This window comes from Luteimonas sp. GW821-FHT14E02, from assembly GCF_058803905.1.
Genome location: NZ_JBXAPK010000006.1, coordinates 120,893 through 144,758, shown reverse-complemented (window position 1 = coordinate 144,758; position 23,866 = coordinate 120,893). Strand labels below are relative to the sequence as shown.

The window sequence follows — 23,866 nt, the reverse complement described above, 5'->3', positions numbered from 1 at the left end:
CTGGCGAACGTTTCCTGTCGCCGGGCATTGTTATCATCGCGCACAGGTTTCGGAGGACGGTGATGCAGGACGGCTATCAAGGCGGCGCCGGCGCGCCGGACGGTTTCGACGCGCTCACCCGGCAGTACTGGAAAGCCTGGAACGAGGCACTGCGCGGCATGGCGTCCGGTGCCGGCTTCGCGCCGCCACGGCCCACGCCGGCTTCGCCCTGGCAGGCCGCGCTGGACGGTTGGGCGGCGTTCGCGCAGGGCGGCTTGCCGGAGGCGAACGACGCGGTCGGACGGCTCAGGACTCAGGCCGGCCATTGGCTCGGACAGATGCAGCAGCTGGCGGCGCAGTTCGCCGGCGGCGATGCGGGTGCGGGCGAGATCGCGCAGGCCTGGAAGCGCATGATGGGCGCGGCGGGTGGCAATCCAGGTGTTAATCCATTTGTTGCGCACGTCACCGGTTCGATGCACGGGCAGGGCGCGCAGAGTTTCGAGCGCTGGCTCGCCCAGGCCGCGCCCTGGATGAATACGATGGAGGCCTGGCGCCACGAAGGCGCGGCCTGGCTGCACATGCCGACGTTCGGCCTGTCGCGTGAACACCAGGAACGCTGGCAGCACCTGGCGCAGGCGCACCTCGACTACCAGCAGCGCACCCAGGACTACAACGTGCTGATGCTCAAGGCGACCGAGGGCGCCTGCGGACTGTTCGAGCGCAAGCTGTCCGAAAGCGCGGAAAGCGGCAAACCGATTGAATCGGCGCGCGCGCTGTTCGATCTCTGGATCGACGCGGCCGAGGACGCCTACGCGAAGATCGCCCTGTCGCGGGAGTTCCGCGAGGTCTACGGCAAGATGGTCGATGCGCAGATGCGTCTGCGCGCGGGCATCCAGCGCGAGGTGGAGCAGGCTTGCGCCTTGTTCGACATGCCCACGCGCACCGAACTGGATGGCGCGCATCGCAAGATCGTCGAACTGGAACGTCAGATGCGGCGTCTGCGCGAAAGCCAGGGACGTGCGTCCGCAGGCCAACCTTCGTCCAATGCCTCCGCCGCGCATGCGGACACGGTGACCGCCACCACGGAAGCGAAGAAGCCATCGCCACGCGCGCCGAAAACCGGTGCTTCCGCGCGACGCAAGCCGGCGCGCGCGCCGGCCACCGAACCCGCCAAGAAGAAGACGGCCGCCAAGGAAACGCATGCGGCGCGCAGCGTGAAGCGCGGCCCGCTGTTCGCCATGTCCGGCATTCCCACGCCGCTGGCACCGGAGCCGATGTCGGCAGGTACGACCAAGACGGCGAAATCCGCGAAGAAGGGGCGCTGAGATGAACGGTCCGCTCAATTTCAGCGCCGACGCGCTGGCGGAGGAAGCCGCCACGTTGCAACAGAAACTCGGCGCCGGCCTTGCCACCTTGCGCGAGGTGGACGATGTCGACTTTGGCGCCACCACGCGGCAGGAAGTCTGGCGCGATGGCAAGACGGTGCTGTACCGCTTCATCGGCGAGAAGGCACCCACCGCGAAAGTGCCGCTGCTGATCAGCTATGCGCTGGTCAATCGTCCGTACATGGTCGATCTGCAGAGCGACAAGTCGATCGTCCGCAATCTGCTCGCGTATGGCGAGGACGTCTACATCATCGACTGGGGCTACCCGGACCGTTCCGATCGCTTCCTCACGCTCGAGGATTACATCGAACGCTTCATCGGTGGTGCCGTCGATTATCTGCGCGACACCCACGGTCTCGATGCCGTGAACCTGCTCGGCATCTGCCAGGGCGGCGCGTTCGCACTGTGCTACGCCGCGCTGCATCCGGACAAGATCAAGAACCTGATCACCATGGTGACGCCGGTGGATTTCCACACCGATGACAACATGCTGTCGAACTGGGTGCGGGACATGGACGTCGACCTGTTCGTCGACACGCTCGGCAACGTGCCAGCCGATACGATGAACCTGTGCTACCTCACGCTCAAGCCGTGGCGGCTGTTCGTGCAGAAGTACGTCGGGCTCGTCGACATCCTCGACGACAAGCGTGCGGTCGAAGATTTTCTGCGCATGGAGAAGTGGATCTTCGATTCGCCCGATCAGGCCGGCGAGGCCTTCCGCCAGTTCGTGAAGCAGTTCTATCAAGGCAATGGCTTCGTCAACGGCGGCATCACGATCGGCGAGCGTGAAGTGCACCTCGGGCTGGTCGAAATGCCTGTGCTGAACATCTTCGCCGAGCAGGATCATCTGGTGCCGCCGTCGGCGTCCAAGCCGCTGAAGGGTCTGATCGGCAGTCGCGATTATTCCGAGCTTTCGTTCCGCGGCGGCCACATCGGCATTTACGTGTCGAGCCGCGCGCAGAAGGAAGTGCCGGGAGCGATCCATGAGTGGCTTCGGGATCGCGCTTAGCCGATGCCCTATCGGCATCGGCTGCGATTCCGAAGGCCCGGCCAGGGATTTCGAGCCGCGCCGTCAGCGCGGCGAGGGGGCAGGACCTTCCATGCTGATGATGTTGCACCATGGATGGCATCGAATATTTCTATTGGGAGTGCTTTGCGCAGTTTCCGTCTGCGTCAATGCTGCCGAAGCGCCGAAGGAAATCGATGGCTTGATCCAGGCCGTCGGCCGATCGGGTTGTCAGTTCGAACGCAACGGGAAGTGGTACGAGGCCGCCGCCGCACAGTCGCATCTGCAGCGGAAATACGATTGGTTGCGCAAGCGCGACACGGCCGGAACGGCCGAACAGTTCATCGAGCGCGCCGCGACCCGCAGCAGCATCAGCGGGAAGGCCTATCACATGCGCTGCGGCGATCAGGCGTCGATTCCGGCATCCGAGTGGTTCGAGCGCGAGCTGCGACGCCAGCGCGGCGGCGGGACGCGCTAGACTGCCTCCGTCGCCAGCCGCTGTCGTATCCGATGAGCCAGCCACGAACTCTTTCCCGTTCCATCAACGATCGCGTGCTGGCCGGCGTGCTCGGCGGCGTCGCGCGCCGCCTTCGCTGGAATTCGACGCTGGTGCGGGTGCTTTACGTCGCGGTGTCGGTCCTGTCGGCGGCGTTCCCCGGCATCCTCGTGTATCTGATCCTGTGGCTGTTGATGCCGGAAGGCGACGATTGAGCGCCGAGCCGACGCGCACGTGGTTCGCGCGCGCCGGATTGCGCGCGTTGCAGGTCTGCGGGATCGTCTGGGCGCTGCCGAACACTTTGATCGGTTTGGTATTGGGTTTCGTCGGAATAGCGTTCGGCGCGCATGTGCATCTGCGGCGTTCCGACCTTGCGCTTGTCTTCCACAACTGGCCCTGGGGGCCGGGCGGGGCGCTCACGCTCGGCAACGTCATCCTGCACACGGGCGACACGCTCGACGCCACGTGCATCACGTATGCGCATCGCGCGGGACTCGGCGAAGAACCCGAGATCCTGCTCGCTGATCACGAGCGCGCACATGTTTACCAGTACATGACGCTGGGTCCATTGTTCCTGCCGCTGTATCTGTTGTGCGGGGGCATCAGCGTGCGCAATCGTTTCGAACGCGCCGCCGATCGTTACGCGCGCGAAGGGCGCGGCTGGTGGCCGTTCGCGCGGGGACGCGCGCAGCGCGTGTAATCAAAGTTTCAAATGATTGACGCACGAAGTGCCGACGAACGGTCATCGTGTTTTACAGTCACATAACGGTCATTGAGATACGCTGCAACTGTCGGAGAAAAAGCGAAAGGTGAAAGCCGGACGCAATCGCTCCGACAAAGAAGGCTCAGCCGAACGGAGAAATCCGCAAGACTGGGCCTTCTGCTTTATGCGGATTCGTTTCCTTGGATCGTGTTCTATGGCCGCGATCAGAAGGATGGCGCGAGAAGTGCATAAATTTTCTTACGAGCGCGCCGAAAATCCCTGAGCAGGCGTGGTCACGCAATCGTCAACGTCGTGAACGTTTCGCCCGCCGCGTTGGCATTCGGGCCGAAACGGCGTTCAGCGAAAGCGATCCTGTCTTCCCCGATCAACACGACGCTGCTGCAGCGCGTGCCGTAATGTTCCCCGAGCACGAAAGGGGACGACAGGGCCCGCTCCAGGTCGAGGCCGACCTTGGTGTCGGGAAGCTCTTCGTCCGGCGCCGGCGTCGCATCCGCGAGTGCATCGAACAGGGGCGAGAGCACCGCGGCATCGCCTTCCGCCCAGGCATCGACCGCGGGTGTTTGCAACCATGCCGTGAGCGCCCGCGTCGCCCGGCCGCTTTTCGGCCACGGGGCATCGAAGGCGCCGTTCGACATCGCATGCACGCCCGGCGCGACGGCGAAGGAGGCGAAGTGCGGATGATTGCTGGCGAAGGCCAGCGCGCTGCCGTCCCAGGTCAGCAGATTGAAGCGTCCGTACTCGGCCGCCGTCGGCGCCAACGCCTGCGCGGCGGGCAGGGCATCGCTCGCCGCGCGGATGAAATCCCGCACCAGGCCGCCGCGTGATCGCGGGGCGGCTTCCTTGGAGATGCCGTCGCGCACGTTGGTAACCGCCGCCAGCCGCCCGCGCGTGGACACCTGTAGCCAGCTGCCGCCCTGCAGCAGATCGCGGCCGCCATACACGTCGGGCGCGTCCGGATCGGTGCCGGCGGCAGCGGTGGGGCGGGCGTGGAACTCGTCGCGATTGGCGATCAGGGCGAGCGGATAGCGCGGGTGGACCCGCCAGGCGACAGCGATCAGGCACATCGCCAGATGCTATCCGATCGCCAAGGCCTGGTGTGCCGGCCGATTTTGATAAACGAAGCCTGAATATTTCGGCCGCGTCGAATGTGCCATGTCGATTCCGGCCGTCCTGGATCGACGTTGTCATGAGCGCCAGGCAACGCGACGCCGGTGCCGCCTACTTCCCATACAGGAGTTCTGCCATGAGTTACGTCGACGGTTACGTGCTTCCGGTCCCGAAGAAGAACCTCGCCAAATACCGCGCCCTGGCCCGCAAGGCCGGCCGCATCTGGATGGAATATGGCGCGCTGCAATACGTGGAGACCGTGGAGGATGACGTCAAACCCGGCAAAGTCACCTCGTTCCCGCAGAGCGTCAAGCTCAAGAAGGGCGAAGTGGTGATCTTTTCCTGGATCGTGTTCAAGACACGCAAGCAGCGCGACAGCATCAACAAGAAGGTGATGGCCGATCCGCGCCTGGCCAACATGAATATCAACACGATGCCATTCGACGGCAAGCGCATGTTCTGGGGCGGCTTCAAGCCGATTGTCCAGTTCTGAGCATCCGCGCAGTCCGTCACGTCCCGGCCGAAGGCGCGCGCAGCAGAATGGCGCGCCTCCGGCACTCATCCAAAAACAATCTGGGGAAACCCAACATGTCCAACATCAGGAATCGCATCACGACTCGGCTGTGCCGGCTGGCGTCTCTGGTTCTGCTGGTTTCGGGCGCCGCCAGCGCCGCCGAGACGACATATGAAATCGATCCGATGCACACCTATCCGAGTTTCGAAGCCGACCACATGGGCGTCTCGGTATGGCGCGGCAAGTTCAACAAGACTTCCGGCACGATCACGCTCGACAAGGCCGCCAAGACGGGTTCTGTCGACATCACGGTGGATGTGGCGAGCATCGACTACGGCCTGGACGCGATGAACGACATGGCCAAGAGCGACAAGCTGTTCGACGCCGCCAAGTATCCGACCGCGACCTACAAGGGCAAGCTGGCCGGATTCGTCGACGGCAAGCCGACGAAGGTGGAGGGCGAGTTGACGCTGCACGGCGTCACCAAGCCGGTCACGCTGACGGTCCGCTCCTTCAAATGCGTGCCGCATCCGATGTTCAAGCGCGAATTGTGTGGCGCCGATGCCGCGACCACGATCAAGCGCGACGCGTTTGGCATGGATGCGGGCAAGGATTACGGGTTCAGCATGGATGTCGAATTGCGCATCCAGGTGGAAGCCGTCGTCAAGGAATGACGGTTCTTGACGATCGGCAAGCGAAATCCATGCACACGTCATCGCATCGCAAAATCTCAGGTGCTGAGAAATGAAATTCATATGCTTTTGCTACTACGAGCCGGAAAAATTCGAAGCGATGACTCAAGACGACATCGACGCGATGGTGCGTGTCTGCAAACCGCATGATGAGCAGCTGCATGCCGATCCTGGCCTGGAATTCGTCGCCTCTCTGGCGTTTCCTTCGGAAGCGGCGATCATTCGGCCGGGCGGAAGCGCTCCGACGGTCAGCCGTGGCGCCTATACTGACGGCCGCGAACAGATCGGCGCCTTTTTCATCGTCGAGGCGGAAGACCTCGAGGCCGCCACCGCGATCGCGGCGAAACATCCAGGCGGGTATGTCGGCCAATACGTGGGCGGGGGCATCGAGGTCAGGCCCTGCGAACAGGTCGTCACTCTGGGGCGCAATTCAAGAATCCACAAACAAGAAGCCGCCTCAAGGAGCGACTGAGTGAGTATCGAAACGAATGCTTCGGGCGAAACGAAATACGCCCATGACCATCGCTGGCAGGCGCTGATCGTCGTCTGCCTCGGCGTGCTGATGATCGTGCTCGACTCGACGGTCGTGAACGTCGCGCTGCCGTCGATCCGCGACGATCTCGGATTCTCCGATGCCGCGCTGGCCTGGGTGGTGAACGCCTACCTGCTCACGTTCGGCGGCTTCATGCTGCTCGGCGGGCGATTGGGCGACCTGTTCGGGCACCGGCGCCTGTTCCTGATCGGCATCACGCTGTTCACACTGGCGTCGCTGGCGTGCGGGTTGGCCAATTCGCAGACGTTCCTGGTGGCGGCGCGCGCGATCCAGGGTTTCGGCGGCGCGGTCGTCACCGCGGTGGCGCTATCGCTGATCATGATGCTGTTCACCGAAACAGCCGAGCGCGCGAAGGCGATGGGCGTGTACAGCTTCGTCTGCGCGGGCGGCGGCAGCATCGGCGTGCTGCTCGGCGGTCTGCTGACCAGCGCGCTGAACTGGCACTGGATCTTCCTGATCAATATTCCGATCGGCGCGGTGGTATTCCTGCTGTCGCACAAGCTGCTGCCGGCCTCACACAACGCGCCCGAAAGCCGCGAACTGGACGTGGCCGGCGCCGTCACGGTGACGGTGTCGCTGATGCTGGCCGTGTACGCGATCGTCAACGGCAACGAAGTCGGCTGGCTGACGGCCAGGACGCTTGGCATGCTCGCCGTTTCCGCGGTGCCGCTTGGCGCGTTCCTGTGGATTGAGGCGCGCGTGCGCGTTCCGCTGATGCCGCTGCGTCTGTTCGCTTCGCGCAACGTCAGCACGGCGAATGTTATCGGCGTGCTGTGGGCGGCGGGGATGTTCTCCTGGTTCTTCCTGTCCGCGCTCTACATGCAGTTGGTGCTCGGCTACGGGCCGATGCAGGTGGGGTTGGCGTTCCTGCCGGCGAACCTGATCATGGCGGCGTTCTCGCTCGGCCTGTCGGCAAAGCTGGTGATGCGTTTCGGAATCCGGGCGCCGCTGGCCGGTGGGTTGATCCTGGCGACTGCGGGCCTGGTGCTGTTCGCGCAGGCGCCAGTGGGCGGCAATTTCGTCGCCCACGTGTTGCCCGGCATGCTGCTGCTCGGATTGGGGGCGGGCATGGCCTTCAATCCGTTGCTGCTGGCGGCGATGAGCGATGTGCCGGCGGACGAGTCCGGACTCGCTTCCGGCGTGGTCAACACGGCCTTCATGATGGGCGGCGCGCTCGGCTTGGCGGTGCTGGCCAGTCTTGCCTCGGCGCGTACCAGCGCGGCGTTGGCGGGTGGTGCCGATCAACTGATCGCGCTCAACGATGGCTATCGCATCGCGTTCCTGGTCGGTGCCTGCTTCGCCGGACTGGCGGCGATCCTCGGCGCCTTGTTGCTGAAATCGGCGCGCACGCCGAGTCCAAATGCCGAAGTTCCGGATTCGCCCGCGGCGTGACGCGGCGCGGGTAAATTCGCTTGTCATCCCCGCGAAGGCGGGAATCCAAGGACGTTCGATCCGATCACTGTGATCTTGACGGAAGTCCATGGATTCCCGCCTTCGCGGGAATGATGAGATAGAGAGTCCTGATGAAGTACGTGCCGATTACTCGACACAAGCTTGCGCGCGGCTCAGCAACAACTCGCGTTCGCGCGCATTGCGCGTGAGCGATGCGGCGCGTTCGAATTCCGCGCGCGCCTCATCCAGGCGGCCAAGCTTCTTCAGAAAATCGCCGCGAACGCTCGGCAACAGGTGATAGTCCTTGAGCGCCGGCTCGGACTGCAGCGTATCGACATGCGCCAGTCCGGCCGCGGGCCCATCGGCCATCGACAACGCCACGGAGCGATTGAGTTCGACGATGGGCGAGGGCATCACCGCGGCGAGCCTTGCGTAGAGCGCTGCGATGCGATGCCAATCGGTGGCGTCGGCGGTCGGCGCGCGCGCATGGCAGGCGGCGATCGCGGCTTGTAGCGCATATGGGCCATCGGTGCCGCCCAGACGCTCGGCGCGCTGCAGCGCTTCGAGGCCATGGTTGATCAGCAATCGATCCCAGCGCGCGCGATTCTGTTCGAGCAGCAGCACCGGCTCGCCGGATGGCCCCGTGCGCGCACGCGTGCGTGAGGCCTGGATCGCCATCAGCGCGACCAGCCCATGGACTTCCGGTTCGCGCGGCGCGAGACCGGCCAGCACGCGGCCGAGGCGCAAGGCTTCGTCGCACAACGCCGGACGCATCCAGTCGTCGCCGGCGGTCGCCGAATAGCCTTCATTGAAGATGAGGTAGATCACGTGCAACACGGCGGCCAGGCGTTCGGCGAGTTCCTCGCCGCGCGGCACTTCGTATGGCACCTGTTTTTCGGAGAGCGTGCGCTTGGCGCGCACGATGCGCTGCGCGACGGTCGGTTCCGGCATCAGGAACGCGCGCGCGATCTCGTCGGTGGTGAGGCCGCCAAGCAGGCGCAGTGTGAGCGCCACGCGTGCTTCCATGGGCAGTACGGGATGGCAGGCGGTGAAGATCAGTCGCAGCAGGTCGTCGCCGATGTCGTCGTCGAGCGCATCGATGGCATCAGAGTCGGCCATGTCTTGCTCGGATTCCAGCTCGTAAGCGATCTCCTCGTGCTTGCGCTGCTGTAGCTTGCTGCGGCGCAAACGATCGATCGCGCGATGCTTGGCGGTCGCCATCAGCCAGGCGCCCGGATTGTCGGGGACGCCGTCGTCCGGCCAGCGCTCCAGCGCCACGACCAGGGCGTCCTGCGCCAGTTCTTCCGCCAGTCCGACGTCGCGCACCATGCGCACGAGACCGGCGATCAGGCGCGGCGATTCCATGCGCCAGACCGTATCGATGGTGCGGTGAATGTCGGCCGTCGTCATGGCGGCCGATCACAACATCATCGTTGGGTGCGCGCAAGTCCCGCATGGGTGTGAGACTCCGTGAATCGATATGACGACTGTCCAGGAACGAAGCGTGGGATCAGCCGTTGTCTGCGATCTCGGTGTTCAAGGGACTCCGCCCCGGCACATGCCGGGGCGATCCGGTTTTCGCGATACGTCGGCTCACGCCTGCGGCAGTTCGCACGGGCAGTTGATGAACCAGGGCGTGCCGAAACGGTCGGATAGCATGCCGAAGCGCTTCGCCCAGAAGGTTTCACCGAGTGGCATGACGATGTTTCCGTTTTCCGACAGCGCTTGGAAGATGCGTTCGGCTTCCTCGGGCGTGTCGACCTCGACCGCGACGTGCAGGCCTTGCGGCTTGTCGTAGGGCTGTCCGCAGTTGTCGGAGGCCATCAGCACCTGATCGCCGACGATCAGGCAGGCGTGCATGATCTGGTCCTCGGCGCCGGGCGGCGCATGCTCCGCGGCCGGCGAATCGCGAAAGCTCATCATGGCCTGGATCTTGCCGCCGAAGGTCTTCGCGTAGAACTCAAATGCTTCGCGACAGTTGCCGTTGAAGGTGATGTAGGGATTGAATTGCATGGGAAAGGTCTCCTAGGTTGATGGGGATGGAAATCAGAAGTTCTGGCCGATCTGCTCACGCAGACGGTTTTCCTGTTCGCGCAGCTCAGGAGTGAACTCCTCGCCGAAATCCTCGGCTTCGAACAGCGGACGGATCTCGATGTCGCACGCTTCTTCGTGCGGATTGGGACAGCGCTTCACCCATTCGATCGCCTCGTCCAGCGAGCGCACATGCCAGATCCAGAAACCGGCGACCAGTTCCTTGGTTTCGGCGAACGGGCCGTCGATGACGCTGCGGTTGCGGCCGGCGAAGTGGACGCGGGCGCCTTTCGAACTCGGATGCAAGCCTTCGCCGGCGAGCATGATGCCGGCCTTGACCAGTTCCTCGTTGTAGCGGCCCATGTCGGTGAGCAATTGCTGGCTGGGCAGGATGCCCGCTTCTGAACTCTGGGTGGCTTTGACGATGACTAGAACTCTCATGGCTGTCTCCTCAGGTGACTGGTGAACCGGCTTGATTGCCGGCTCTTGTCAGGGCGACGAGCGGAGAGAGGGCGGATCGACAATGCGATCGCTTATGTTCTGAATTGTTCAGCTAGCGTTTTGCTGGCCGGCGAACGGGCACAAAAAAGGGCCGGCGGCCCTCCAACCGCCGGCTGGCAAAGAGCCGAACCCGGACAATCGCTACGGATGGCAGACGTTATGGATAGCGGATGAGGTAGGGTGTGGCGACGAACGCCACGGAGGCTCCGCTGGCCGCGTCGATCGCCTGTCCTGCGATTCGGCCGAAATCGTCGATATCGTTGGCGGTGAAGATCGTTCCGTCGAAACTTGGCGAGAGCAGGGTGTTGAGATCGGTCATCTTGCCGCTCTGCCACAGGAAGCCGACGCAGTGGTCGCCGGCGTCGCAGGATTGGCCGACGACCTGCCGCCATTCGTTGATGCCGAGCGCCTGGCTGCTGCCTTCGCCGGTGATCGTGCCGAGGTTCTGGATCTTCTGTCCCGGAAGTTTGAGGAAGGCGCGTGGATTGAAGGCGGTGCCGTCATCCGCCGATCTGTTGGCGAAGCCGACGATGTCGCCGCGCTGATTGATCGCCATCGGCGTGTTCCAGGCGATGCCGCCGAAATCGCCGATGTCGGTCGGTTGGCCATTCTCCCAAAGCACGTTGCGTTTGGCGCTGAGGCCGCCGACGGCGTTGCTGCAACTGCCGGAAATGCCCACGACCTGGCCGCGATCGTTCAACGCGGTGGCGGAACTGACGGAATCGCCGGGCAGCGGTGGCAGTTCACGAATCTGATTCTGCTTCGGCCCCCAGACCACGGCGCGGAATTGCAGTACCTGTGGCGCCACACAACCGGGATCGTGCACGGTGTTCTCGGCCCAGCCCGCGACTTCGCCGAAATTGTTGGCGCCCGTGGCGAAGCCGTGCGTGCCGCCGAGCGTCGGCAGCTCCGTCATCACGCCGTTTTCCCATTTGAAGCCGACGCAGCGCTTGCCCATGCGATTCGGGCCCGGGAAGAAGTAGTAGCAGCTCCAGCGTTCCTTGAGCGGATCGTCCTCGGCGGTCTGCGTGATGCCGGTGACGATGCCGCGCAGGTTCTTCACCGGCCAGAGCACGGCGCTGTTGGCATTCGGACCACCGAGCGCGCCCAGATCGGTGAATTCCCCATTGCGCCACAACGCCGCATGCACGCCCTGGTTGTCGACGAGATTGGAGGTGCCCGCCACCCAGCCGCGATCGTTGATGCTGCTGCCCGAAGTGGAAGTCCCTGTGGATGAGGGCAGGAGCGCGATGCGATAGCGGATGACGAATGTGCCAGTCGCGCTCGTTTCGCTTCGTTCGCCACCGTGCGCGGCGCTGGCGAGCAATGCGGTCAGTGCCGCAGCGAGCAGGGAGGATTTGCGGAGTGGCTTCATGAGGTCTCCTGCGGGCCAAGCGAGCCCGTTGCGACGGCGCGACGCCGTCGGAGTTGGAAAGAATGCCGTTGTCTCTGCTGCGCGATGAGAGGGGACATCGCGTGCGATCGTTATGCCGCGCCGGCGCTCGTCGCGCTGGCCGTTTTCGGACAAGTTTCCCCGCAGGAAGAACCGCCGCTTCGCGAATAGAAGCGGCGGTTCGAGGACGCCGGATCAGGAATCGGTGACGATCTCGACGTCGTGGTCGCGCTGCGCGCGACGCGCCACCCGCCAGCCGAGCACCGCCGCGGCCAGCAACACGAGCGCCGCGATCAGGAATGCGGCACCGATGTGCGGGAACGGCGCATCGGGCCCGACGGATGCGGCATACACCGCACCGAAGAACAGGGGCGACAACACGCCGGCGATACTGCCGACGCTGTGGTTGGCGCCCTGCAGCTGTCCCTGTTCCGACTCCGAAGCGCGCTGCGTCATCAACGATTGCAGCGTCGGCATCGCCAGCGTCCACAGTGCGTTCGGGAACAGCGCCAGGGCGAAGGCCAGGCCGGTCGGTGCCAGTCCCATGCAGGCGATGCCGACGGTCCCGGCGAACAGGCCGAACACCATCACCTTGCGATCGCCGAAACGCTTCACCGCGGGACCAGTGAGCACGCCCTGCACGATCAACTCAAGCACACCCGCCAGCGCGAGCAACAGGCCAACCTGCCATGCGCCCAGTCCATAACGATGTCCCGCATACAGCACGAACACAGCGGAGAACACGTGATGGGAGAAGTAGAGCAGGAAGTTGACGGTCGCCAGCCCGGTCAGTTCCGGATGCGAGCGCAGCAACCGCAAAGCGCCGAGCGGGTTGGCGCGCTTCCACGAGAATGTCATGCGCCGTTCCTTCGGCAACGACTCCGGCAGGATGAAAGCGCCGTAGAAGAACGCCACGGTGCTCATCGCTGCCGCCACCCAGAACGGCGCGCGCGGCGACCATTCGCCGAGCACACCGCCCAGCAGCGGACCGGCGACGAAGCCGGCGCTGAACGCCGCACCGATCAGGCCGTAGCCACGGGCCCGGTTTTCCGGCGTGGTGACATCGGCCATGTAGGCGTAGACGGTGGTGAAACTTGCGGAGGTAACGCCGGCGATGATGCGGCCCACGGCCAGCCACCACAGGTTCGGCGCCAGCGCCATCAGCAAGTAGTCGGCGGCGAGTCCGGCGGTCGATAGCAGGATGATCGGCCGCCTGCCGTACTGATCGGACAAGGAGCCGATGACGGGCGACGCCACGAATTGCATGAACGCCCACAACGCCACGAAGACGCCGTTGATGATGCCGGCGCGTGAGCTGTCGCCTGCGAATTGTTCGATGAGAGGGGGCAGGACGGGGATAACGATCCCCATCGCCACGATGTCGAGCATCGCGGTGACGAGGATGAACGCGATCGCCGCCTTGCCGGCGCGAAAGGCAGGAATAGACATGATGGATTTGTTTCCGAAAGGCGTGCGGCGACACCGCACACGGGAAGTGCGCTTCAGCAGGATTCAGTGCTGAGACGTGCTGACCAGCGGGGCTGGTGGGCGACCTGAGGCGGGATTGCCTGCGTCAGGCGCGGATGCGGACACTTTGCATGAAGGCTTCCTCGGCGAAGCGAGCGGCGATCATACAGAACGCGCGCGGCACATGGGAAGTCCCGCGCGGAGGCCGTTTATTGAAATGCAGGACTCTTGATGGCGAGGTGGAGGCGTATGCTCAGGCGGACGGATCAACGCGCAGCACCAGCTTGCCGCGATGGCTGCCGTCGAACAGGCGGTTGAGCACGAGGGGCGCATTCTCCAGGCCGTCCGCGACGGTTTCCTCGGCCTTGAGCTTTCCTTCGCGCAGCCATCCGCTGATCGCCTGCACGGCTTCCTTGGCGTGCTTGTAGTCGAGGATGAGGAAGCCGCGGATGGTCAGGCGCTTGAAGATCGCGACGCTGAAATCGTCGGCGGGACGGCTGTCGCCGCTGTAGCTGGTGATCATGCCGCACAGCGCGACGTGGCCGCCGATCACCATGCGCGAGAGCACAGCGCGCATGATCTCGCCGCCGACGTTCTCGAAGTTCACGTGTACGCCGTCGGGCGTGGCGGCCTTGAGCGCCTGTTTCCAGTCGGCGGCCTTGTAATCGACGGCGGCGTCGAATCCGAGTTCCTCGATGAGATAACGACACTTGTCGGCGCCGCCGGCGATGCCGACCACGCGCGCGCCGTGGATCTTGCCGATCTGTCCCGCGATCGAACCGACCGAGCCGGCGGCGGCGGAGACCACCAGCGTTTCGCCGGGCTGCACCGGCGCGATTTCGGTGAGGCCGTAATAGGCGGTCATTCCGCTCATGCCGCAGGCGCCGAGCAGGGTGGGCAGTGGCAATCCAGGTTGCGCTGGGAATTTGACGTAACCCTGCGCCTTGTCCCCATGGAACAGCGCGTAGTCCTGCCAGCCCAGCAGGCCTTGCACCAGATCGCCTTCGGCGTAGCGCGCGGACTTCGATGCCACCACGCGGCCGATGCCCGCGGCTCGCATCACCTCGCCGATCGCCACCGGCGGCATGTACTGCGGGATGTCACGCATCCACACGCGATTGGTCGGGTCCATCGACAGGTACAGCACGCGCACCAGCACTTCGCCGTCCTGGAGTTCGGGCAAGGGCTGCTCGACGAGATCGAAATCCTCTTTGCGCACGGCGCCTTCAGGGCGGGTCTTGAGGCGCATCTGACGGTTGGAAGCGGACATCGGGAACCTCGCAGGGAATTCGGGAAGAGGGAAGTCAGACGGCGCGGGCGCCGCCGTCGATGACGAGTTCGGCGGCGGTGACGTAGCGGCTTTCATCGGAAGCGAGATAGATCGCGGCATAGGCCACGTCGTCCGGATCGCCGAGCCGATGCATTGGAATGCCGCGCACCAGCTTGCGGGTGGCTTCCTCTTCGCCCAATTGCTGGAAGAACGGCTCGACGATGCCGGTGCGGATGAAAGCCGGGTGGATCGAATTGCAACGCACGTCGATCTTCTGTCGCGCGCAATCTACGGCGATGGACTTGCTCAGCGATGCCACGGCGGCTTTCGAGGCGTTGTAGGCGGTGTAGTCGGGCTCGATCTTGAAGGCAGCCAGCGAGGAAATATTGACGATCGATGCCGGCTGCCGTTCGCGCAGGTAGGGCAGGGCATGCTTGCAGCTGAACACGATGCTCTCCACGTTCACCGCCATCACGCGGCGCCATTCCTTTTGCTCGATCTGCTCGATCCGGCCCATCGAGCCGGTGCCGGCATTGTTGACCAGGATCGAGAGTCCGCCCATGGCTGCGTTCGCCTCGCTCAACAACGTTTCCCAGACCGCTTCGTCGCGGACATCCTGGGCGGCGGCCCAGGCGATTCGTGTCCCGGCTTCGGCATTGATGGCGTCGGCGACTTCGGCGACACGTGCACCGTCGAGATCCGTGATGAACAGCTTGGCGCCCTGTTGAGCGAAGCGCTGCGCAATGGCGCGGCCCAGTCCGCCGGCGGCGCCCGTGATGAAGGCCTGCTTGCCGGCAAGACGTGGGGCGATGGAGTGTGGCATTCGAAAATCTCCGGAGGGAGTGACGAAGAGCGGCGGATGCAAAGAATCAGACGGAGAGATAACCGCCATCGACGTTGAGCACGGCGCCGGTGGTGTACGACGATGCTGGCGAAGCGAAATATAGGGCCGCGCCCGCCATTTCCGAGGGCTGCGCCACGCGCCGCATCGGCACGTGCGCGAGCGCGAGCTTGAGGATTTCCGGCGTGTTCACCAGTACGGATGCGAACTTGGTGTCCGTCAGGCCGGGCAGCAAGGCATTGCAGCGCACGCCGACCGAAGCGCATTCCACCGCGAAGGCCTTGGTCATCGAGATCACCGCGGCCTTGGTGATCGAGTAGATGCCTTGCTGAAAGCCGGGCACCACGCCGTTGACCGAGGCCACGTTGACGATGGAGCCGCCACCGTTCGCGGCCATCAGCTTTGCGGCATTGGTGGACATGTAGAAATAGCCGCGGATGTTCACGTCCACCGTTTTCTGGAACACGCCGGGATCGGTGTCCACGATCGGCCCGAAGTAGGGGTTGGTCGCGGCGTTGTTGATCAGGACATCGAGCCGGCCATGTTTTGCCGTGAGCGCGGCGTACAGGGTGTCGATCTGCGCCGGCTCGCCGATGTGGCAGGCGACGGCCTCGGCCGCGCCGCCCGCAGCAGTGATCTCGTCGACGACTTTCTGGCAGTCGTCCTGCTTGCGGCTGGACACGATCACGTGCGCGCCCTTGGCGGCGAGCAGTTTGGCGATCTCGGCACCGATGCCGCGGCTGGCGCCGGTGACGAGGGCAATCTTGCCGCTGAGGTCGAAGGGATCGGAGAAGGAAGCGTCGGTCATGGCAGTGGTTCCAAAGGAATCGATCAGCGATAGGTGATCAGTCGTGCATCTTCCGCATCGGCCAGATGCGGCCAGGCGTTGTAGGTGATCAGTTGCGCGCCGCTACGCCGGAAACGGATGCGGGTGATGCCGGTGTTCACGAGATTCCAGCTGAGCGAGAACGTGCGTTCGATCGGTGCACCGAGCAGTTCGGTGGCGATCACCGCGATCGGGCCGCCGGAGGTGAAGGCCCAGATTTCGCGGGCAGGATGTTCCGAAAGCGTGCGCAGCGCAGCGAGTGTCTCCCGGCGGAAATCCGGCCAGCTGCGAGCATACTCGTGATCGTGGTTGCCGCCGCTCCAGCGCGCCACCGCCTCGGCGAACATTTCCTGGAAAGCGCGATGCGGATCGGCGTGGCTGCGCAGTTCGCGCGAAAAGCTGTCGTAGTCGGCGAGGTCGGGGCGGTGACGTTTCAACACTTCGACGTGGTCGAGTTCATCCAGGCCGGTGAGTTCCAGGCGTGGAAGAGCGGCGGCATCCGCGGTTTCGAGGCACAGCGCTGCGGTGCGCGCGTGCCGCTGCATGCGTCCGGTCGCGACCAGTTGCGCGCTGGCGCCACTGCGCGCGAGCCAGGCGCCGAGCCGGCGCGATTGTTCCTCGCCGGTGTCCGACAGCCTGTCGTAATCGGCCGCGCCGAAGCTGGCCTGGCCGTGCCGGATCAGGAGCAGGTCGGCCATCGTTACAGCCCCGAACGCGCGATCACGTTGCGGCACCGGTGTCCCATGTAGCGCGCGGCCTGTCCGAAGCCGGCGAACTGCGGGTTGGTGGTCTGGCCGAGCACGAAGCGGCGGTAGATCTGCTGGATGATCACCATTAGCCGGAACAGGCCGAACACTTCGTAGAAATCGAACACGCCCACGTCGCGGCCGGTGCGCGCGGCGTAGTAGTCGACGATTTCGCGGCGGCCGAGCATGCCCGGCGCGTTGGTCGGTTGGCGACGGAACATCTGGAAGGTGTCGTCGTCATCGGCCTGTACCCAGTAGGCGAGGGAGCCGCCGAGGTCCATCAAAGGATCGCCGAGCGTCGCCATTTCCCAGTCGAGAATGCCGATGATGGACAAGGGCTGCGAGGGATCCAGAACGATGTTGTCGAAGCGGTAATCGTTATGGATCACGCAGATCGCGGTTTCGCGCACGGGCTGTTTTTCGGTCAGCCAGGCCAGCACGTCTTCGCAGGCATCGGTGCCCTCGGTGAGCGATTGCCGCCAGCGCTCGCTCCAGCCGGTGACCTGACGTGCGACGTAGCCTTCGCCCTTGCCGAGCGCGGCGATGTCCGGTGCGTGCGCGTCGATGCCGTGCAATTCAATCAGGCGATCGACGAAGCCGGTGCACAGGCGGCGCACGCCGTCCGTATCCAGACCAAGCCCGTCGGGCAGGTCGCGGCGCAGGATCACGCCGCGCAGCCGTTCCATCACATAGAAATCCTGGCCGATCACATCGGGATCGTCGCAACTGGCCAGGATCGTCGGCACGTGGGGATAGTGCGGCTTCAGTGCCGCCATCACACGCGCCTCGCGCAGCATGTCGTGCGCGGATTTGGCTTTCACGCCGGCGGGCGGGCGGCGCAGGACGAGTTCGCGATCGCCATAACGCAGCAGATAGGTCAGATTCGATGCGCCGCCGGGAAACTGACGCAGTTCCGGAGTACCCGACAGGCCTTCGATGCGGCTCTTGAGGAAGGTGTCGACGCGGGCGAGATCGAACGCATCTTCTTCGCGTACCGGACGGGCCTGGTCGATCGCGATCTCTGCGGTCATGCCCGCGCTCCCAATTGCTGCTTGATTTCGAGTTTGGCGACCACGGCGCGATGCACTTCATCGGGGCCGTCGGCGAGTCGCAGCACGCGTGCGTATGCGTAGAGCGCCGCGAGCGGGAAGTCGTTCGACAGGCCGGCGGCACCGTGGATCTGGATCGCCGCATCGGCGGCACGCTGTGCCACCGCCGGCACCACGACCTTGATCTGCGAGACCAAACTCAGCGCCGCCTTCGGGCCTTGCGTGTCGATCGTCCACGCGGCTTTCAGCGTGAGCAGCCGTGCCTGTTCGATCGCCATGCGCAGGTCGGCGATGAGATCGGCGTTGCCGCCCAGTCGGATCAGCGGCTGGCCGAACGCCTGCCGGTCCGCCGCGCGCGCGCACAGCAGGGCGAGCGCGCGTTCGGCCGCGCCCAATGCGCGCATGCAATGGTGGATGCGGCCCGGCCCCAGTCGGCCCTGTGCGATTTCGAAGCCGCGACCAGGCCCGAGAATGATGTGGGTGGCCGGCAAGCGCACATCGGTGAAGCTCACTTCGCCATGGCCGAATGGTTCGTCGTAGGCGTTGAACACGGGCAGCATGCGCTCGATCTTCACGCCCGGTGCGTCGAGCGGGCAGATCACCATCGCATGACGGCGATGTGGTTCGGCTTCGGGATTGCTCAGGCCCATGAAGATCACGAAGCGGCAGTTCGGATGGCCGATGCCGGTGGACCACCACTTGCGGCCGTTGAGCACCACGTCGTCGCCGTCGATAATCGCGGTCGCCTGCATGTTGGTGGCGTCGGAGGAGGCGACCTGCGGCTCGGTCATGCAGAAGGCGGAGCGGATTTCACCGTTCAACAAAGGTGTCAGCCATTGCCGTTTCTGTTCGGGCGAACCGTAGCGGGCCAGCACTTCCATGTTGCCGGTGTCCGGCGCGTTGCAGTTGAAGACCTCGGGCGCGATGAAGGAATGGCCCATGATTTCGGCCAGGGGCGCGTAGTCGACATTGTTCAGGCCCGTGCCGCCGTGATCGGCGTCGGGCAGAAAATCATTAGACAAAAACAGATTCCACAACCCGGCCGCGCGGGCCTTGGCCTTCAGTTCCTCCATCACCGGCGGCTGTCGCCAGCGGCGCCAGTCGTCACCGCCGGCCAGTTGGGCGGCATGGGTGGATTCGGCCGGCAGGATTTCCTCCTGCATGAAGCGGCGCAGGCGCTCGCTCATGGCTCGGCAACGGTCGGACGGGGAGAACTCCATGGCGCTCGGCTCCGGGTTGGCGCGGTCGAGCCTACGCTGGTTCCTGTCATCCATGAAATGAATATGTTTTATGCAGGGTCATTCGTATGGATAATGGGTTGATGGCCAGCCCGGACAGCCGTGTCGACCTCAACCTGTTCCGCATCCTGGACGCGGTCTACGTGCATGGCGGCATCGGGGCGGCTGCGCGCGCGCTGCATCTCACCCAGCCGGCGGTCACGCATGCGTTGAACCGGCTGCGCGCGCATTTCGACGATCCGCTGTTCGTGCGGCAGGGCAACCGCATGTTTCCCACCGAGCGCACGCGCGCGGTGATCGCCGAAGTGCAGGTGCATCTGAAGGGATTGCAGGCGGCTTCGCGCATCCGCGCCGATTTCGATCCGGCCGTGCTGGAGATGGAGTTCTCGGTGGGGTTCCGCGACGCGCTGGAATCGATCGCATTGCCGCCGCTGCTCGCGCAACTGGCACGATCGGCGCCGCGGTTGCGGCTGGTGAGCCGGCGGGTCGCGGTGGGCGAGGTCGAGCGCGAGTTGAGTGTCGGCCGGGTGGATCTGGTGATCGATCGCCGGCTTCCGGTGGGGCCGCGCCTGATCACCGATTACCTGATTGACGACACCCTGGTGGTGGCGATGCGCCGGGAGCACCCCTTGGCCACGGGAGCCTTGCGCCGCGCCGACTATCTCGGTGCGCAGCACGTCGCGGTGTCACTGCTCGGCGAGCCGCACACGCTCGACGTGCTGCTGGGGCAGAGCGGGCTGTTCCGCGCGATCCGTCTGGTCTGCCAGCACTATTTCGCGGCCTGTCAGGTCGTCACGGGCAGTGATCTGCTGCTGACATTGCCGCAGTCATACGCGAAGCATCTTTCTGGCCTGCTGCCGATCGTGGTACGGCCGTTGCCGCTGCGGGTGAAGCCATTCCCGATCCTGGCCTACTGGCACGAGTCGCGGCAGCACGATCAGGCGCATGCCTGGTTCCGTGGACAGGTGATCGACATCATCCGCGGCGCGACGGAAATCTCCGCCGGCGGCCGGGCATAGCGGCCGCCAGCTGATCGGATCGCGCGTCAGTACAGCACGCGCGTTTTCAGCGTTCCCGGAATCTCCGACAGCGCCACGCGCAACTCCCCGGCCTGCACCTGATCGGCGGTTACGTCGATCACCACGTAGCCGACCTTGGAGTCGGTGCGCAGGAACTGGCCATCGATGTTGATGTTGCGCTTGCTGAAGATGTCGTTGATCTGCGACAGCACGCCGGGCACGTTGCGATGGATGTGCAGCAGGCGGTGGCTGGCGGCATGCTCGGGCAAAGTGACCTCGGGGAAGTTCACCGCCGAGAGCGTGCTGCCGTTGTCGCTGTAGCGCACCAGTTTTGCGGCCACTTCCACGCCAATGTTGTCCTGCGCTTCCAGCGTGCTGCCACCGACGTGCGGGGTGAGAATGGTGTTGTCGCGGCCGCGCAGCGGCGACTCGAAGGCATCGTCGTTGCCTTTCGGTTCCACCGGGAACACGTCCACGGCCGCGCCGCCGATGTGGCCGGATTGCAACGCCGCCGCCAGCGCGTCGATATCGACCACGGTGCCGCGCGAGGCATTGATCAGGTGCGCGCCAGGGCGCATGCGCGCGATCTGTTTGGCGCCGAACATCAGTTTCGTGGCCGGCGTTTCCGGCACGTGCAGCGTGACCACGTCGGAGCGTTGCAGCAGATCGTCCAGATCGGTCGACGGGCGCGCATTGCCGAGCGAGAGCTTGGTCTCGATGTCGTGGAACAGCACCTGCATGCCGAGCGACTCGGCCAGCACGCCGACCTGTGTGCCGATGTGGCCGTAGCCGACGATGCCGATGGTCTTGCCGCGCGCCTCATGGCTGCCGGCGGCCGACTTCGACCAGCCGCCGCGATGGCATTCGGCGGATTTCTGCGGGATGCCGCGCAGCAGCATGATCGCCTCGGCCACCACCAGCTCGGCCACGCTGCGGGTGTTGGAGTAGGGCGCGTTGAAGACGGGGATGCCCGCCAGTTCCGCCGCGTCGGTATCGACCTGGTTGGTGCCGATGCAGAAGCAGCCGATCGCGAGCAGGCGCCGGGCCTCGGCCAGCACCTCCGCGCTCAGGTGCGTGCGCGAGCGGATGCCGATGAAGTGGGCGTCGACGATGCGGCGCTTGAGCTCGTCTTCCGGGAGCGATTTGGCGTGCTGCTCGATCTGGGTGTAGCCGGCGGCCTGGAAGGTCTCGACGGCGGTGGGGCTGATGCCTTCGAGGAGGAGGATGCGGATGTCGCGCTTGGGATAGGACGTTTTTTTCATCGTCGCCGGGCTGTAAGGCTCAATGGGGGAGGGGTGTTGCCCTTGTTCGTCGTCCCAGCGGAAGCTGGGATCCATTTTGCTGTTGCTTCTATCTTTTGTTGATTCAAAGCTAAAGGCGTTTCGCCCCTTCGGGCCGAGTTCATTTCTTTTGATAAGCGTCAAAAGAAACGAACCAAAGAAAAACGCTTTTCCCGACGAAGCAATCCCACCGCTTCGTTGCTATCGGGATTTTTCGACTCGCCATCCATGGCTCGGTCGAAAAACGGCGCACATCCTGTGCGCCGCCCTCCGGGTCTCCCATTGGTCCTGCCACTTCGGGATTCTTAGCAGCGAAGAGCAAAAAGCGGACGGGGCGGGCAGCGCACGTTCTGGAGTGTGCCAGCAATTCCTTGTCTTTGCTGCACTGCCGCACTGGACGCCGGCCGGGCCTGCTGGCACGCTGGCTCTCCCGCCGATGTTTCCGACCCCATGGCCGATCCGCGTCTCGATAGCCTGCAGCAAGCCGCGCCCGGACTGCGCCTGAAAACCGAAGCGGCCGATCTCGAGCATTACGGCCGTGACTGGACCCGGCGCTGGACGCCGGCGCCGCTGGCGATCGCACTGCCGGGTGACATCGAAGAGGTGCAGGCGGTGGTGCGCTGGGCGCGGGCCAATGGCGTCGCCATCGTGCCGTCGGGCGGCCGGACCGGCCTGTCGGGCGGGGCCGTGGCCGCGAACGGGGAACTGGTGCTGAGCCTGGAGCGCATGAACCGGGTGCTCGGCTTCGATCCCATCGACCGCACCCTGACCGTGCAGCCCGGCATTGCGCTACAGGCCGTGCACGAGGCCGCGCGCGAGCATGGCCTGGTCTATCCGGTCGATTTCGCCGCCCGCGGTTCCTGCAGCATCGGCGGCAACATCGCCACCAATGCCGGGGGCATCCGCGTGATCCGCTACGGCAACACCCGGGAATGGGTCGCCGGCCTGAAGCTGGTGACGGGAACGGGCGAGTTGCTCGATCTCAATCGGGGGCTGATCAAGAACTCCAGCGGCTACGACCTGCGGCATCTGGCGATCGCCTCGGAGGGCACGCTCGGCATCGTCGTGGAGGCGACGCTGAAGCTGACCGATCCGCCGCCGCCGACCAATGTGATGCTGCTGGCGCTGCCTTCGTTCGAGGTGCTGATGCAGGTGTTCGCGGCGTTGCGCGAACGGCTGCAGCTGGAGGCGTTCGAATTCTTCACCGATCGGGCGCTGCATCATGTGCTCGCGCATGGCGCGCAGGCGCCATTCGCGGAAGTGCATCCGTACTACGTCGTCACCGAATTCGCCATCGGCGACGATGCACAGGAGGCGAGGGTGCTCGCCGCGTTCGAGCATTGCATGGAGCAGGGCTGGGTGAGTGACGGTGTGATCAGCCAGAGTGAAGCGCAGGCCGCGCAGCTGTGGCGATTGCGCGAAGGCATCACCGAGAGCCTGGCGCGCTACAAGCCCTACAAGAACGACGTCTCGGTGCGGATTTCCGCGATGCCCGCCTTCCTCGAGGAAACACAGGCGTTGATCGGACGTGAGTACCCGCATTTCGACGTGGTCTGGTTCGGTCATATCGGCGACGGCAATCTGCACATCAATGTGTTGAAGCCGGACGATCTCGGCGACGAGGCGTTCCTCGCGCAATGCGAGCACGTCACCAAGCTGCTGGCCGAGGCGCTGAGGAAACACGACGGCAGCATTTCTGCCGAGCATGGCATCGGGCTGGTCAAGAAGCCCTACCTGGCATCGACGCGCAGCGCCGGGGAAATCGCGTTGATGCGGGGCGTGAAGCGCGTCTTCGATCCCGACGGGATCATGAATCCAGGCAAGTTGTTCGACCCTTAAGGCCTGCCGCCTCGGTGGAGCGATCGCGCCAGCGAGGGCGCGATGAGCCGTTCCCGCCATGGATTCCGAGTTGAGAGGTGCCGCGATCTCCTGTTCCAGGGAGGCGGCCATCACTCAAATCCATGGAGAGCAGCTATGAAATATTCGATCCTCGGCGCGGCGGCGCTCGTGGGCGCCTTCCTGATGGCACCCGCGCAGGTGCGGGCGCAAGAATCCGTCTACCTGGAATGCACGGACGGCAACTACTGCTTCACGCTCAGGCCGGGCCCCACGCACGACCTGATCGCATGGAGCATCGACTCCCAGGGAACCGACGCGGTCTTCCCTGCGAATTGCACGAACAAGTATTCCTGTTCCTTCTACTGCAACAGGCGACCGGGCACGATCAAGGCCACGGTGAATTTCTATTTGAACAATCAGCTCACGGGGTCCGCGACCGCAACCGGGCCGTGTACCTAAGATCGAGAGAGCGATCGGCAATTCCGCCGGGCGTGGCCGATATCGGCGCACGCCCGGTG

25 protein-coding genes are annotated in these 23,866 nt (G+C 64.6%); 12 read left to right on the top strand and 13 right to left on the bottom strand.

Translation table 11 applies throughout. From position 1 onward, the window contains the following. Positions 1–62: 62 nt before the first annotated feature. The 5 genes from phaE to AC1RNP_RS11685 are packed head-to-tail and all read left to right on the top strand — an operon-like array spanning position 63 to position 3,566. Positions 63–1,304: a class III poly(R)-hydroxyalkanoic acid synthase subunit PhaE gene (gene phaE, locus AC1RNP_RS11705; RefSeq protein WP_493051442.1), complete on the top strand. Its 1,242-nt coding sequence runs from the start codon at positions 63–65 to the stop codon at positions 1,302–1,304. Position 1,305: 1 nt separating this feature from the next. Next, a complete protein-coding gene (locus AC1RNP_RS11700) occupies positions 1,306–2,373 on the top strand; it encodes a class III poly(R)-hydroxyalkanoic acid synthase subunit PhaC (protein WP_493051441.1) in 1,068 nt (355 codons plus the stop codon). Further along, positions 2,348–2,848, top strand: coding sequence for a YfeK family protein (locus tag AC1RNP_RS11695; protein WP_493051440.1), 501 nt, complete (start codon positions 2,348–2,350; stop codon positions 2,846–2,848). The genes AC1RNP_RS11700 and AC1RNP_RS11695 overlap by 26 nt, the downstream gene beginning before the upstream one ends. 32 nt (positions 2,849–2,880) lie before the next feature. Beyond that, a complete protein-coding gene (locus AC1RNP_RS11690) occupies positions 2,881–3,081 on the top strand; it encodes a PspC domain-containing protein (RefSeq protein WP_493051439.1) in 201 nt (66 codons plus the stop codon). Then, positions 3,078–3,566, top strand: a complete 489-nt coding sequence (locus AC1RNP_RS11685) for a hypothetical protein (RefSeq protein WP_493051438.1) — start codon at positions 3,078–3,080, stop codon at positions 3,564–3,566. The genes AC1RNP_RS11690 and AC1RNP_RS11685 overlap by 4 nt, the downstream gene beginning before the upstream one ends. A 296-nt stretch (positions 3,567–3,862) precedes the next feature. On the opposite strand, the gene AC1RNP_RS11680 is transcribed toward AC1RNP_RS11685, so the two are convergent. Next, entirely contained in the window at positions 3,863–4,654 is a 792-nt protein-coding gene (locus tag AC1RNP_RS11680; protein ID WP_493051437.1) for an NRDE family protein, read from the bottom strand. A 179-nt stretch (positions 4,655–4,833) separates the two neighbouring features. Here AC1RNP_RS11680 and AC1RNP_RS11675 point away from each other — a divergent pair, with 179 nt between their 5' ends. From AC1RNP_RS11675 to AC1RNP_RS11660, 4 genes are all read left to right on the top strand, one after another. Beyond that, on the top strand, positions 4,834–5,190 hold the full coding sequence (locus AC1RNP_RS11675) for a DUF1428 domain-containing protein (protein WP_493051436.1): 357 nt from the start codon (positions 4,834–4,836) through the stop codon (positions 5,188–5,190). A gap of 95 nt (positions 5,191–5,285) precedes the next feature. Then, entirely contained in the window at positions 5,286–5,885 is a 600-nt protein-coding gene (locus AC1RNP_RS11670) for a YceI family protein (RefSeq protein ID WP_493051435.1), read from the top strand. Positions 5,886–5,955: 70 nt separating this feature from the next. Continuing rightward, positions 5,956–6,375: a YciI family protein gene (locus tag AC1RNP_RS11665; protein ID WP_493051434.1), complete on the top strand. Its 420-nt coding sequence runs from the start codon at positions 5,956–5,958 to the stop codon at positions 6,373–6,375. Beyond that, positions 6,376–7,848, top strand: a complete 1,473-nt coding sequence (locus tag AC1RNP_RS11660; RefSeq protein WP_493051433.1) for an MFS transporter — start codon at positions 6,376–6,378, stop codon at positions 7,846–7,848. A gap of 147 nt (positions 7,849–7,995) precedes the next feature. Here AC1RNP_RS11660 and AC1RNP_RS11655 read toward each other — a convergent pair whose 3' ends face one another. The 11 genes from AC1RNP_RS11655 to AC1RNP_RS11605 form a co-directional block, all read right to left on the bottom strand. Continuing rightward, positions 7,996–9,258, bottom strand: coding sequence for an RNA polymerase sigma factor (locus tag AC1RNP_RS11655; protein ID WP_493051432.1), 1,263 nt, complete (start codon positions 9,256–9,258; stop codon positions 7,996–7,998). Between the two features lie 183 nt (positions 9,259–9,441). Next, positions 9,442–9,861: a VOC family protein gene (locus AC1RNP_RS11650; protein WP_493051431.1), complete on the bottom strand. Its 420-nt coding sequence runs from the start codon at positions 9,859–9,861 to the stop codon at positions 9,442–9,444. A gap of 33 nt (positions 9,862–9,894) precedes the next feature. Beyond that, on the bottom strand, positions 9,895–10,320 hold the full coding sequence (locus AC1RNP_RS11645; RefSeq protein ID WP_493051430.1) for a YciI family protein: 426 nt from the start codon (positions 10,318–10,320) through the stop codon (positions 9,895–9,897). Positions 10,321–10,537: 217 nt separating this feature from the next. Continuing rightward, positions 10,538–11,755: a hypothetical protein gene (locus tag AC1RNP_RS11640; protein WP_493051429.1), complete on the bottom strand. Its 1,218-nt coding sequence runs from the start codon at positions 11,753–11,755 to the stop codon at positions 10,538–10,540. Between the two features lie 213 nt (positions 11,756–11,968). Continuing rightward, positions 11,969–13,222, bottom strand: coding sequence for a TCR/Tet family MFS transporter (locus AC1RNP_RS11635; protein ID WP_493051428.1), 1,254 nt, complete (start codon positions 13,220–13,222; stop codon positions 11,969–11,971). A 271-nt stretch (positions 13,223–13,493) separates the two neighbouring features. Then, positions 13,494–14,510: an NADP-dependent oxidoreductase gene (locus AC1RNP_RS11630; RefSeq protein WP_493051427.1), complete on the bottom strand. Its 1,017-nt coding sequence runs from the start codon at positions 14,508–14,510 to the stop codon at positions 13,494–13,496. Positions 14,511–14,544: 34 nt separating this feature from the next. Then, positions 14,545–15,333, bottom strand: a complete 789-nt coding sequence (locus tag AC1RNP_RS11625; RefSeq protein WP_493051426.1) for an SDR family oxidoreductase — start codon at positions 15,331–15,333, stop codon at positions 14,545–14,547. 46 nt (positions 15,334–15,379) lie between these two features. Beyond that, positions 15,380–16,159 carry an SDR family oxidoreductase gene (locus AC1RNP_RS11620; protein ID WP_493051425.1) on the bottom strand — a complete coding sequence of 260 codons (780 nt, stop codon included), beginning with the start codon at positions 16,157–16,159 and terminating at the stop codon, positions 15,380–15,382. Positions 16,160–16,182: 23 nt separating this feature from the next. Then, the gene (locus tag AC1RNP_RS11615) at positions 16,183–16,875 is read right to left on the bottom strand and encodes a histidine phosphatase family protein (protein ID WP_493051424.1); all 693 of its coding nucleotides are present in this window, start codon (positions 16,873–16,875) and stop codon (positions 16,183–16,185) included. Between the two features lie 2 nt (positions 16,876–16,877). Beyond that, positions 16,878–17,954 (bottom strand): phosphotransferase family protein, encoded by a 1,077-nt coding sequence (locus AC1RNP_RS11610; protein ID WP_493051423.1) that lies wholly within the window; start codon positions 17,952–17,954, stop codon positions 16,878–16,880. Continuing rightward, positions 17,951–19,159: an acyl-CoA dehydrogenase family protein gene (locus AC1RNP_RS11605; RefSeq protein ID WP_493051422.1), complete on the bottom strand. Its 1,209-nt coding sequence runs from the start codon at positions 19,157–19,159 to the stop codon at positions 17,951–17,953. Before AC1RNP_RS11605 ends, AC1RNP_RS11610 begins: the two co-directional genes overlap by 4 nt. 134 nt (positions 19,160–19,293) lie before the next feature. Between AC1RNP_RS11605 and AC1RNP_RS11600 the strand changes: the two genes are divergently transcribed. Next, positions 19,294–20,229: a LysR family transcriptional regulator gene (locus AC1RNP_RS11600; RefSeq protein WP_493051421.1), complete on the top strand. Its 936-nt coding sequence runs from the start codon at positions 19,294–19,296 to the stop codon at positions 20,227–20,229. Between the two features lie 26 nt (positions 20,230–20,255). Here AC1RNP_RS11600 and serA read toward each other — a convergent pair whose 3' ends face one another. Next, positions 20,256–21,491 (bottom strand): phosphoglycerate dehydrogenase, encoded by a 1,236-nt coding sequence (gene serA, locus AC1RNP_RS11595; RefSeq protein WP_493051420.1) that lies wholly within the window; start codon positions 21,489–21,491, stop codon positions 20,256–20,258. Positions 21,492–21,959: 468 nt separating this feature from the next. Between serA and AC1RNP_RS11590 the strand changes: the two genes are divergently transcribed. Further along, a complete protein-coding gene (locus AC1RNP_RS11590) occupies positions 21,960–23,348 on the top strand; it encodes an FAD-binding oxidoreductase (protein ID WP_493051419.1) in 1,389 nt (462 codons plus the stop codon). Between the two features lie 135 nt (positions 23,349–23,483). Continuing rightward, positions 23,484–23,807: a hypothetical protein gene (locus AC1RNP_RS11585; protein ID WP_493051418.1), complete on the top strand. Its 324-nt coding sequence runs from the start codon at positions 23,484–23,486 to the stop codon at positions 23,805–23,807. Positions 23,808–23,866: the final 59 nt, after the last annotated feature.